This is a genomic window from uncultured Methanobrevibacter sp. (genome assembly GCF_902771435.1).
GTDB lineage: Archaea > Methanobacteriota > Methanobacteria > Methanobacteriales > Methanobacteriaceae > Methanocatella.
Map to the genome: position 1 here is coordinate 1 of NZ_CACXXB010000002.1, position 12,901 is coordinate 12,901.

The window sequence follows — 12,901 nt, forward strand, 5'->3', positions numbered from 1 at the left end:
ACCTTGAAACTGAACAGTGCAGCTGTTCCTGAGGTTGTTAAAGTTGCAGCTCAATTTAATATTTCTGATCGTGCAATTACCCTTAACGGCTATGCCGTAGATGGTCCTGCAGGCGAACAAGGAATATACTACGCTACAACATTACTTGATGCTAACGGCAAACCAATATCTAATGTATATATGGAATTTGCTGTAAACAACAAGATCTACAACAGAACAACTTATGAAAACGGTAGCTTCAAACCATACAAACTCAACATGGTTAGAGCTGGTAGGTACACAATGGCTTTCAACTTTGCTGGTGATGACAACTACACCAACGCATTCGCATGCGTATGTGTAGATCTGGATAAAAAACCAATAACAATAAAAGCTCCTGCAAAAACCTATAAAGCAGCTGCTAAAACCAAAAAGTACACAGCCACATTATCCACAATCCCATCAGTATATGATGGTAAAGTCTATTTAAGCCCTCAAACAGTGAAATTAACTGTAAAAGGCAAAACCTTCACAGGCAAAACCAACGACAAAGGACAAGTCACCTTCAAAATAACTAACCTAAACAAAAAAGGCAAATACACAGCCACAATTAGTTAGATAAGTTTATAAACTATTTTTAATATAATATCTATTGTCTTTTAGTAATTTAGTTGTAGGAGGTGATAGGTATAAGAAATGATGTGAAATTATTCACGTTGTTAATGATTATCTGTTTTATAATTTCCGTTTCATCTGTAAGTGCAGTGGATTTTAATCAAACAAATTCAACTAATGGGCTGTCAATTGCAGACACTCCAGTTTTAAAAGTTGAAGATGAAATTCCCGATGAACCGGATTTGGTTTTAAACGATACAATTTATGTAACTTCTGATAATATCGATGAGTATTTCACAAACGGCATTCTAACATCCAGATTTGACAATAAGACTTTGATATTCAATCAAAATTTTGAAAATCTTGGAAAATTAGTAATTAATGCGAAAAACGTTACAATTAAAGGTTCAGGATATATTCTGAAAAACACTGTATTTCAAGTTGATGCGCGTGATGTTACATTATCCGATTTGAATTTGGATTTGGATAGTCAATTTGCATCAAATGATGGTGCTGCTATTGAAATCGTTTCAGATGATGTAAGTCTGATTAATGTAAACATTGATTATGTCGTCCCAAGAAATGTCGAAGCATATGGAATCTATGCGATGGGATCAAGCAGAAACCCGTTGAAAAATTTGAAAATCAAAAATTCCAATATCAATTTTGAAGGACACAACGATGATGTAAACGTTTATAACTGTGCTGTAAAATTGGAGAACTGCAAAGATTCCCTGATTGAGAACAACACTTTTATTTCAGCGTTGCCCCTTAAAGATATTATTTTCGGGGCCGATGGTGCTGAGCTCGCATCAGATTTGGTTTTAACAGTCGGAATTGGTGGTTGCAACAATACAACTTTCATTGGAAATCGCCTTTTTTCAGAAGTGAATAAGAGACCTGAAAACTTATATCCTTCCCTCGATTGTATGTTAATCTCAAAATCAGATAATTCATTAATATGCAATAATTCCATCTTTATGACAGACTTTCTGACATATCCGGGTATTGACAATTACCTTTACGGATTGGACATCTATAATTTGAACAACATTACTGTTTGCCACAACGACATTTCTATAATAACTACCGGTGGTAAGCTGGCCGCAGGTACGGCATATCCAATTCAGATTACAGGTCCGATCTCTCAGGTCAATATCACAGAAAATGATTTGTATTCATTTTCCAACGGTCCGAACATTGGAATTTACTCTCAAAATTTCTATGGTGCAACCACATTATCCATTACTCATAATAGGATTAATGTAACAGGACTTGCCGGAACTCATGAATGGGCATTGGTAGCGGGAATCGAATCCCAGGACACATGTTCAACAATCCTTAACAATATCATTGAAGTCCACAGTGTCGGCGACGTATCAATTGATGACAATCTTTACGGTATCAGTTACCGCCAGTCAACAAGTGGAAATCACACATACGATATTGAAAACAACACTGTATTCAGTGACGGTTTTTATGCCGTAAATCTCTTGAGTTCAGTCAATTCAAAAGTCACCAATAACCTTCTGGTTTCATATAATTCCAAGGTAAAAGACGGCAACGGAGGATTCAAATATTGGGATATAAACAGGCATGACGGTTTAGAATTCTACAACAATCAAATCATGAAGGCATTTGATTATTTTGCAAATATCAATAATAATGTTGACAATGGGGATGAAAACGACTATTCCACACCAAAGAATACCAAGGAAATCTCCAACAAAATAGACGGTTCTAAACTTTCAAGTTCAGAAAATGAAAATAAATATTCCTTCAATCCTTTGATTCCGGGAAATTCAAAAGATCAGGGAAATGATAACAGCGACCAGACACAAAATGGTGATGACAAAAACGATGATGATTCATCCACTTCAGAAAATAGCGGTACATTTCCAAATCAAGGAAGCAGTTCTGGAAACTCCTCAAAAAGTGATTCAATGTCTTTAAAAGACTTTTTGATTAATTTCATTAACTCAAACACTGACGGAGGAAAAGTGAACACTACTTCTTTCAATGGACAGAATGTAAACACCCGCACAAATCAGAGTGATGCAACACCGTCTGACAGTGGTGCTGACAGTTCAGCAAGTCAATCAAAATCATCAAGAAGTCCGGATTCAGCCGCTGGCGGTGAATCTCAAAGTGTCAGTAAAAAGGCTTATGAAATTGATGAGAAAAACGAAGACAAATTTATTCCGTCAATATTTTTCATCATACCTGTATTGATTCTGTTATACATTGGAGTTAGACGCAGAAAATCAAATCTTGACTAAAATTAGTTGTTTTTCAACTAATCTTCTTTTTTTTTATTGTCACTAATACTCGACATGTTTAAATATTCTTTTTTTCATAACTATACTTATCATAGACAAATGATATTTTGTTAAGTATAATTAAAATTAATCGGGGTATTTAATTTGAAAATAAGTAAGGTAACATTTACGTTATTTATTATTTTGGTGATGCTGTCCGTTTCTGCGGTCAGTGCATCTGATAACCTGACTGATGCCGGCATTGTTGGTTTGGATGATGAACCAATCTTTGTCGATGTCAATGGTGATGATTCAGGTGACGGATCTAAGGACTCTCCAGTTTCAACTATAGATAAGGCAATATCCCTATCAAAGGAAAACGGGACAATTTATCTTTCAAACGGGGAGTTTAAAAATTCTCTAAATAATAAATTAACTATTGATAAATCATTAAATTTCATTGGTGCGCAAGACACAACAATAAATGGATTAAATAAGGATTATTTATTTGAAATACAGGATAATGTATGCGTCAGTTTTAAGAATATCAAGTTCATAAACGCTTATAAGTCTCCGGGCTCATATTCCATTAATTATGATAAAAGCGTTTACGGCGCTGCTTTGGATATAAAAAATGCAACAGTAACTATTGACGGATGTTCATTCATGGGAAATGTGCTTAATTATGATGAAGCAATTGGTCAGCTAATTTATGGTGGTGCAATCAGTAATTTCGGAGATTTGACCATAACAAATTCATGGTTCAGCAATAACACTGCCCTTTCCACATCAGGGCTTAACTCATATGGAGGCGCTGTTTATAACAAGGGCAAATTAAGGATTTTCAATACCACATTTTCAAAATCAAGAGGCGTCAATTTCGGATATGGTGCCGCAATAGCTAATGACGGTAAGATAATAATGCAGGACAGTACCATTGCGGAATCCAGGGCGCTTTATGAATCCAAGGGTTCAGCAATTTATAACACAGGCGACTTTGAGCTGTATGATTCAATAATTGAAAATAACTATATTGCAAGGGCCAATTTCAACTATATCTATGGTGCAATATATAATGCAGGAACCTTTACAGCAAGGGGAAACATTTTCAGAAACAATACAGGTTATTATGAATCCCCAACACCTTCATACAAAGGTTCTCCCAACATATACAACAGCGGAAAATTAAACCTGACCTACAATGCATTCATTGACAATGCTCCATTTTCAGGAATATCATCCGACGTATATTACAATGGAGGAGACCTAATCACTTTAGACAACAACTGGTGGAATACAAACGAAAATCCATATGATGAAGGTACAAAAATCAATGTCGATGAGCTAAACTCATGGTTAATACTCAACTTAACTCCGGATTACACAAAATTAAATATCTCAGATTCAGTAACTATCAGTGCAGCATGGACAAACAACATCAATCTTTTAACTCACATTGATTTGATTCCTCTATTCAATGTAACCTTCAAAACCAACGTAAACGGAAATGAGATTATCTCAAAAAAACAGCTTACAAACGGACAGGCAGACTTCAAATTCGATTATGCCCAAAACAAGGGATTGTATGAAGTAACCAATACTATGGAATCTTTCAGCCAAAGCGTTCTTGTCGATGTTGGAAAGGCTTTCACATATGTAAGCTTCAACGTCAATGACAACATCACATTTCTTGACGATTTGAACGTAAGCGTTGAAGTGACCAGTGCAGACAACTCCATTCCTCAGGGTGTTGTTCTTTTGAAGATGGGTGATGAAACCTACACAGTTGATTTGGTAGATGGCAAGGGAAAATGCACAATTTCTAACCTGAATCCTCAAAAATATACATTGGATATTGTTTATGACGGAAGCGAAAATCACTTCAAGGCATTCAACAGCACAGAAGTCAACATCAAAAAGCTCGATGTTGATTTGAAATTAAACATTTCAGAAATCAAGGTTTCCCAGACCGGTCAGGCTATCGCAACCTTAGGGCCTAAAGGAGTTCAGGGTCAGGCAATCATGTTTGTCGACGGAAAAAGAACTAAAATAGTCTATCTGTACAACGGCAACACCTCAATCACACTGTCCAAATTTAAAGAAGGCGAATACAACATCACTTTGCAGTTTGTGGAAACCTCATATTATAATTCCGCCAATGCCAGTGCCATTTTCAGGGTATCACGTTACGACTCATCAATCAACATCACTGCAGATGATGTTAAAGTCGGAGAAAACGCAACAATAACAGTCACAGTTTCACCTGACACATTGAGGGGAGAGGCAACACTGATAATCAACGGCGTTGAAAATGAGATATTCATTGACAATTCAACCACAAACGTTACTCTGAGCAATCTGGAAGGCGGAATGTATCATGTCACTTTAATATTTGATGGGGATTTGAGATTCTACCCTGTCAACGTCTCCACATCATTTGAAGTCATAAGGACCCCTACCGCACTGACAGTCGACATCACTCAGGACGAAAAGAACATGAACGGTACAATAAAGGTCACTACAGATCCTAAAAACTGCAGCGGAGTCATGGGAGTTTACATCAACTATGAGCTCTACAAGATGAATTTCACAAATGGCGAAGCGGAATTTGCAGTCAAATTCGATAAGGGAACAAACTACGTATTCGTATTTTATGAGGGCAACAAATATTATGAGGATGCCTCCTGGAACACTACATTGGGCGTTGCAGATGAATTCGTGTTCATCGGTGAAAACTCAACAGGATTTGCAAAAAATGACTTCAACTATTCCGTAAGGCTTATTGAGATTAACGGTATTCCAATGCCTCAAAGAACAGTTACAGTCGAGTTCAACGGTGTAAAATATAATATAACAACCAATGACAACGGTTTCGCATTCCTTCCTTTGAACCTTGAAGAAGGGGAATACACAATAAAGGCCACATTCAAGAACGCTACAATCTCAAATACCCTGTTTGTCAAAGGGGTCGACTTCAATCTGACAGTTTCAGACATTGTCTACGGTGATGTTGAAAAAATCAGTGCAGTCTTTGAAAATGGAGTAGCCGGTAGCGTAAATTTCATCAGCAGCAATTTGAATGTCACAGTAGACATTGTAAACGGAACAGCAAGCTATAACTATTCCAATTTGGATGCAGGCAAATACGGCATAAGGGCAATTTATCATGATCTTGTCAGGGAAGCGCAATTCACAGTCAATAAGGCTGATTTAAACATTAGCGTCAATGTCGGTCCGGCAACTCCTGAAGTTGATGAGATAATTGAAGTTTCAAATCTTGAAAACATCGCCGGTGAAATGGTATTCGTCTTCAATGGCAATGAATACAGTGTGCCGATTGATGACGGCAAAGCTGTTTTGAACTTATCAAAATTAAATGAGGGAGAATATACACTAACAATAAAATATGCCGGAGATAAAAACCACAATTCACTTGAAAAAAGTGTTGATTTCCGCATCAAGATATTTGCCTCAGATTTAAACGTAACAGTTAATGATGCATATTACTATCATGACCTGATAGCTTCCGCAATCTTGAACAGCGATGCAACAGGCACCGTAAGATTCAGTGTTGCAAACATTACAAAAGACATTGAAATTGTTGACGGAAAAGCTATTTGGAACTTTACAGGCATTGATGTTGGAAATTACACAATGGCTGTTGAATATCTGGGAAACGACTATTACATTTCATCAAAAAATGAAACATCATTCAGTGTATTCAAGGCAAATTCAACAATCGAACTGTATGTCAGGGAGGTTGTGCTGGATGAAAACATAAGAATCTATGCAGATTTAAGCCCAAATGCAACAGGCAGCGTTTCATTCAGTATGACCGGTTACTTCTCACCTAGAAACAAGCCGGTGAAAAATTCCACATCAAACTGGTATATCGCTCCTTTAAAGACAGGCGAATATGAAGTTATTGCAAGATATCTCGGAGATAAAAACTATTATCCGTCAAATACAACTTTCATTCTGAATGTAAGTCAGCTAAAGTCAGTTCTCGATGTTGAACTTAACGATGCGGGCGTCAGCGAGAGGGTAATATGTAAGGTAACCCTTAAAACCAAGGACGGCGAGGCAATAACCGACAAGGTAACATTGAAGATAAAAAACAGCGTATACAGCATTGACATTACAGGCGGCAGCGGATCACTGGTTGTCGGTAGGATGGCCGTCGGCAACTACACATACGAAGTGGAATATGGGGGAACCTACAACTACTCCAGGGCACATTATAGCGGTGAGTTCAAGGTTGTCGATGATTTGCTGGATGCAGAGTTGACATGCAATAACCTCTCCAAATATTATGGCGGAAGTGAAAAGCTCATAATCAATCTGAAAAATTCCAACGGTAAGGCTTTCCAATACCAAAGCATCGTTGTTAAAATCGCCTCAAAAACATATAACCTGGTTACAGACTCTAAAGGTCAGGCCAGTGTTGATGTTGATTTGAATCCGGGCAAATATAACGCTTCAGTAGTTTTCCCTGAAACCGAAAAGTACCACTCCTCATCAGCCAATGCTTCAGTTGAGATTCTATCCACTGTAGAGGGAATTGATGTTGTAAAATTATACGGCAGCGGAACCCAATACTTTGCAATATTTACGGATTCAAACGGAAAGGCTCTTGGAAATACCAATGTCACATTCAAGATTTCAGGAAATTCATATAAGGTCGCAACACTTCCGAACGGTATTGCAAAGATTAACGTCAATTTCAAACCTGGAGAATATGTGATATCATGTGTAAATCCTGCAACAAAAGAGAAACTCTCAAATAAGATTACAATCATCTATCCGATTATGGGTAAGGACTCTTCAAATTATGTGGGTTCAAAAACCAAATATAAGGTTCGCATCTACAAGCTGAATTTGAATCCTGTCGGCAAAGGCAAAACAGTCAAATTCAAAATAAACGGCAAAACATACAAGGTCAAAACCAACAAGAACGGCTATGCAAAGCTGGCCATTAAGCTGAAAGCGAAAAAATACACCGTGACAGTGAAATATTCAAAATACAAGATTACCAATAAGATCACTGTTAAGAAGCTGCTGTCCGCTAAAAACATTTCAGTAAAGAAATCCAAAAAGGTCAAATTCAAGGCTAAACTGGTTAACTCCAAAGGTAAAGTTCAAAAGAACAAAAAGATTACCTTCAAAATTGACGGTAAAAAGTACACTGCCAAAACAAACAAGAAGGGAATAGCCACTTTAACCCTGAAGAACCTGAAGGTGGGCAAGCATAAGATAAAATCCAGTTATGGCAAAACCACAATAACCAATAAGATAACCATTAAAAAATAGAAGTTTTTTTTTAAAACTTCTCCTATTTTTATTTTTTCATATAGACTTCCTTGTTTTAAATGATAATTGTCTTTTGTAAAATCGATTTAATTAATTGAAACCCTGTTTATTCCATAAGTTTTCATCAGGTCCTATAATATTTTTGATTGTTATTTTGAGTATTCGGCATGGAAAATTATATTAATTTTTGAGTCTAATTATTATTCATGATTTTTAAAATTTTCTCAAAGGGTCACAGGAATGTCACATCCCATCACAAATCCACTTTTGAGATAACAAAGGATGCTGAAATAGGGCCCACTGCAGACTGCATAGTCGGAGTTGACATGGACAAGACCATGCTTGACTTCCCTCAGGAGTTCAAGGATAAAATAGCCAATTCAAATACAAAAATCATTGTGGAACTCAAAACGGAAAACGGTCATGATGAAATAACCGGTTTTGGCCATGAGGATTTGACATTGACACATCCTACTGACATTGTCATTAGAAAAAGTGATTATGTATGCAGCAGAACATTGATGATTGGAGCGGATAAGGCCGCCAAAGATCTTGACCGTGACCTGATTGATGATTTAAAAAATGAAAAAATCATGGAAGTTACCATAAAATTATGTGAAAAATAGATAACTTTATATAAGTTGAAAAATATATTTTTTAATAACTACTTTTGTTTTTATGCGGGGGTGGTCGAGCGGTCAAAGGCGCTAGGTTGAGGGCCTAGTGGGTTAGTCCCTTCGCGGGTTCAAGTCCCGTCCCCCGCACTATCTGATTACTATTTTTGAAAACATTATTATACATTCAATTCAAATATATTTTTTAGAAATTAAATTTTGGAGGATTATTTTTGAATAGAAAATGTATATTTGCATTAACAATACTTTCTCTGATTTTTCTCTGCATGAATTGTGCAAGTGCAAATGATTTGAATGATACTGTCAGCTCTGATTTTGATGATTTGTCAATTCAAATCAATCATACAGATGAAAATCAGACCTTGAATCTGGATAAGGATTATACATTAACCGATGCATCAAACAAACATATTGTCATTGAAAAGTCCATGACAATCGACGGCAATAATCACACAATCCAGGCGCCTGACCTGTCAAGGGTTTTCTTTATTAAGGCAGACAATGTGGTTGTCAAAAACATTAATTTCATCAATTCAAACAAGGCCAATCTTGCCGGAGGAGTCATCTCCTGGTGGGGAAACAACGGAACATTGACAAACTGCAATTTCACAAACAATTCCGCAATTTCAGGCGGAGGAGCAGTTCTCTGGAAAGGTAATGACGGAACCATAACCCGCTGTAATTTTGAAAATAATCGGGTAAATTACGGCAAGGCAACAACATTGGTAGACGGCGAAGGCTTTGACCCCTCTCTGATTCACATTCAGATAGTCAATAGTGAAGGTGGAGCTATTTTCGTTTCCGGAAACAATATTCTAATTGATTATTGTAATTTTAACAGCAATAGGGCCACCCTGAATGGTGGGGCAATCACAATCAGCTGGGGGGAAAACGTTACAGTTTCAAACTCCAAGTTTAAGCGCAACATTGCGGGATATAACGGGGGAGCAATCGACTGGAACAGTAAAAATGCAACTTTAATCAATTCAACATTTGAAAATAACTCTCTAAAAAATCTGTTCCTGAATACTGAAGCTATCATAATCAATTCTACATTTGACAGTAAAGATTCAATCGATTCATGGTATAATGCCACATATGTCAATGTGACATTCGCCGATATGGGCACCTTTGAAGACTTGTCATATTTAGTAAATGAAACTCCTGAAGGGAGCATATTGGTATTATATAAGGATTATGAATACATTAACGGTTCAAACAAAGGAATATTAGTCAACAAATCAATCACAATCGACGGTAATGGTCACACACTAAACGGAAACCATCTCTCAAGAATGTTCAACATCACAGCAGGCAATGTTACTGTTAGAAACATTAATTTTGTAAATGGAAATGCATTCGGACGATATGGCGGAATTGCAGGTGGAGGAGCAATTTACTGGTCTGGATCAAATGGTATTGCTGAAAACTGCAGTTTCATAAACAATACAGGAAGTGGAATTGAAGATGATCCGTTTGACAAAGAAGAAACAATCGTTGATGAAAATGGAATGATAATTCATATTGTCCGAGTAAGGCCGATGGGAGCCAAAATCAATGAAGGCGGAGCAATAGTCTGGAACGGAACTAATGGAACTGTTTCAAATTGTATTTTCATGCGAAACGCTGTCGGATATCCGAATACTGGTGGTGCAATATGCTGGAGGGGAAATGACGGAAAAATCATTTCATCCGAGTTTTACGAAAATGATGCATGGTGCGGATCTGCAATTGCATGGATTGGAGATAACGGAACAATTTTATCTTCAACAGTAGCCAACAGCACATTTTTTGATGGTGGAATCTACTGGTTTGGAAACAATGGTACAGTCAAAAACTCAATTTTGCTTGGAAATGGATTTAGAGCTGCATTGGGGCCATTCGCTGCTAATGTCAATGCAGACTATAACTTCTGGGGAGACACTCTGGATAATCCGAATCATGAATCCAAAATAGACAGTGTCACAAAATGGTTGGTTATGAAATTCACACACAATGGGGAACTGGTTAAAAAAGGCCAAAGGATAGTTATCAAATATGACATTACAAATCTGGTAGATAAAGATGGAAATGTGTCTGTATATGATGTTTTTATTGATAAGTCAGGCCAGCTGGTCTATACTGCACAAAAAACAGGATATTTGAATATTACACTGATTAATGGTAATGTTCATGTCACTGTTGACTCCAAAGATAAAATCACTTCAAAAGACCTGAAAAGCTATTATAAAAGTAAAACTGCATATAAGGTTAAGGTCAGTGATTTTACAGGTAAGGTGATAGGTAAATACGTCAAATTCACAGTTAAAGGTAAAGATTATAAAGTCAAAACAGATAATAAAGGTGTTGCAACTTTAAAAGTCAACTTAAAACCAGGTAAATATCTAATTACCAGTTCCTTTGGCAGTGCTAAAGTTAAAAACAGGATAACTATCAAGAATACATTAATCACTAAAAATGTTAATGTCAAAGTTAAAAAATCAGCTAAATTTAAAGTAAAAGTCCTTAATTCAAAAGGTAAAGCTTTTGCAAAAAAATTAGTTAAAATTAAATTTAAAGGTAAATCATATAAACTAAAGACTAATAAAAATGGAATAGCTACTTTTAAAATTCCTAAGAATTTAAAGGTTGGAAAATATATTATAAGAACTAGCCATAATGGTCTGTCAAATAAAAATAAGATTATAGTTAGAAAATAATTATAATATTTTCTTTTTTTAAATAGGAATCCCAATTTTTCCAATAAATCTATAAATTTTCCAAAAGATTTATAATAACATATAACTAACATTTAAATTAAAGGAGGATATTAAAAAATGAAATTTAATCGCATATTATTAATTTCAATGGTTATTATTTCATTACTAGCTATCGGAGCGGTAAGTGCATCAGAAAATGCATCTGATGTTATTAAAACTTCTGACGTTAATGATGTAGTGACTGTTGAAAATGATGTTGCTACTTTTGATAATTTATCTAAAGAAATTGAAAATGAACAGGTCGATTTAAGTGAAAATGAACCTACTGAAGTAAGCGAAAGCGAATCCGCTCTTTTAAGTCAAAGTAATCCTGTTGTTGTAAATGTTGCAGACGATGGAATTAATAAGGATGATTCATTATCCGATGGTTTTGACTTAAGTGGTCTCTTTGGAGGTAATAGTACTTTTGATTTAGGTGCTCTTTTCGGTAATGGTACTGGTTTGAATTTAACTGATTTTGATTTTGGTGCTCTTTTCGGTAATGGTACTGGTTTGAATTTAACTGATTTTGATATTTTGATTTTGGTGCTCTTTTCGGTAATGGTACTGGTTTGAATTTAACTGATTTTGATTTTGGTGCTCTTTTTGGTAATGGTACTGGTTTGAATTTAACTGATTTTGATTTAAGCGGTCTCTTTGGCGGTAATGGTACTGGTTTGAATTTAACTGATCTTATTGGTAATCTTTTCGGTGGAAATGGTACTAACGCTACATTTGATTGGAGTAGCATCTTCGGAGGCAATACTACCGGAAACAACACTAATACATCTTCCTTTGACATGTCTGGAATAATTGATATGATCACCGGTAAAAAAGATTCCATCAACAGTACTGATTTGACCACTTATTACGCTAAAAAAACCAATTTCAAAGTTACTGTTATGTCTGGAGATAAACCATTAACCAGCGGTAGTGTTGTATTTACAATTAACAATAAAGAGTATGCTTCTAAAATTGGAAGTGATGGTGTTGCAACTTTAAGCCAAAAATTAAAACCAGGAACATATTTCATTACAACTGAATATGCTCAGACTATTGTAAAAAACAAAATTGTAATTAAAAAATCCATCATTACCAAAAACGTATCCAAAAAATTCAAGAAAGCAGGTAAATTTACTGTTAAAGTTTTAAATACAAAAGGTAAAGCGCACGCTAAACAAACAGTAAAAATCAAATTAAAAGGCAAAACCTACACTGCTAAAACTAACAAAAAAGGTATTGCTACTTTTAAATTACCTAAAAACTTGAAAGTTGGAAAATACACTATTAAAACTACCTGTAAAGGTTTAACAATATCCAATAAACTTACTGTTAAAAAATAAGTAAATTTATTTTTTAACTATTT

At 35.7% G+C, this 12,901-nt stretch carries 6 protein-coding genes, 1 tRNA gene and 1 pseudogene; all 8 read left to right on the forward strand.

The features are described from left to right. Nucleotides 1-597 (forward strand): annotated as a pseudogene (locus QZU83_RS00530) (hypothetical protein); the annotation flags it as partial. A 62-nt stretch (nt 598-659) separates the two neighbouring features. Then, nucleotides 660-2,873 (forward strand): right-handed parallel beta-helix repeat-containing protein, encoded by a 2,214-nt coding sequence (locus QZU83_RS00535; RefSeq protein ID WP_295609005.1) that lies wholly within the window; start codon nt 660-662, stop codon nt 2,871-2,873. A 144-nt stretch (nt 2,874-3,017) separates the two neighbouring features. After that, on the forward strand, nt 3,018-8,162 hold the full coding sequence (locus tag QZU83_RS00540) for a hypothetical protein (protein WP_295609006.1): 5,145 nt from the start codon (nt 3,018-3,020) through the stop codon (nt 8,160-8,162). A 206-nt stretch (nt 8,163-8,368) separates the two neighbouring features. Next, nucleotides 8,369-8,788, forward strand: a complete 420-nt coding sequence (locus QZU83_RS00545) for a DUF371 domain-containing protein (RefSeq protein ID WP_295609007.1) — start codon at nt 8,369-8,371, stop codon at nt 8,786-8,788. 54 nt (nt 8,789-8,842) lie between these two features. After that, nucleotides 8,843-8,926: transfer RNA gene (locus QZU83_RS00550), tRNA-Leu, on the forward strand. Between the two features lie 83 nt (nt 8,927-9,009). Beyond that, the gene (locus QZU83_RS00555) at nt 9,010-11,496 is read left to right on the forward strand and encodes a hypothetical protein (protein ID WP_295609008.1); all 2,487 of its coding nucleotides are present in this window, start codon (nt 9,010-9,012) and stop codon (nt 11,494-11,496) included. A 117-nt stretch (nt 11,497-11,613) separates the two neighbouring features. Continuing rightward, nucleotides 11,614-12,111, forward strand: a complete 498-nt coding sequence (locus QZU83_RS00560; RefSeq protein WP_295609009.1) for a hypothetical protein — start codon at nt 11,614-11,616, stop codon at nt 12,109-12,111. Then, nucleotides 12,108-12,878 carry an Ig-like domain-containing protein gene (locus tag QZU83_RS00565; protein ID WP_295609010.1) on the forward strand — a complete coding sequence of 257 codons (771 nt, stop codon included), beginning with the start codon at nt 12,108-12,110 and terminating at the stop codon, nt 12,876-12,878. Before QZU83_RS00560 ends, QZU83_RS00565 begins: the two co-directional genes overlap by 4 nt. Nucleotides 12,879-12,901 lie beyond the last annotated feature (23 nt).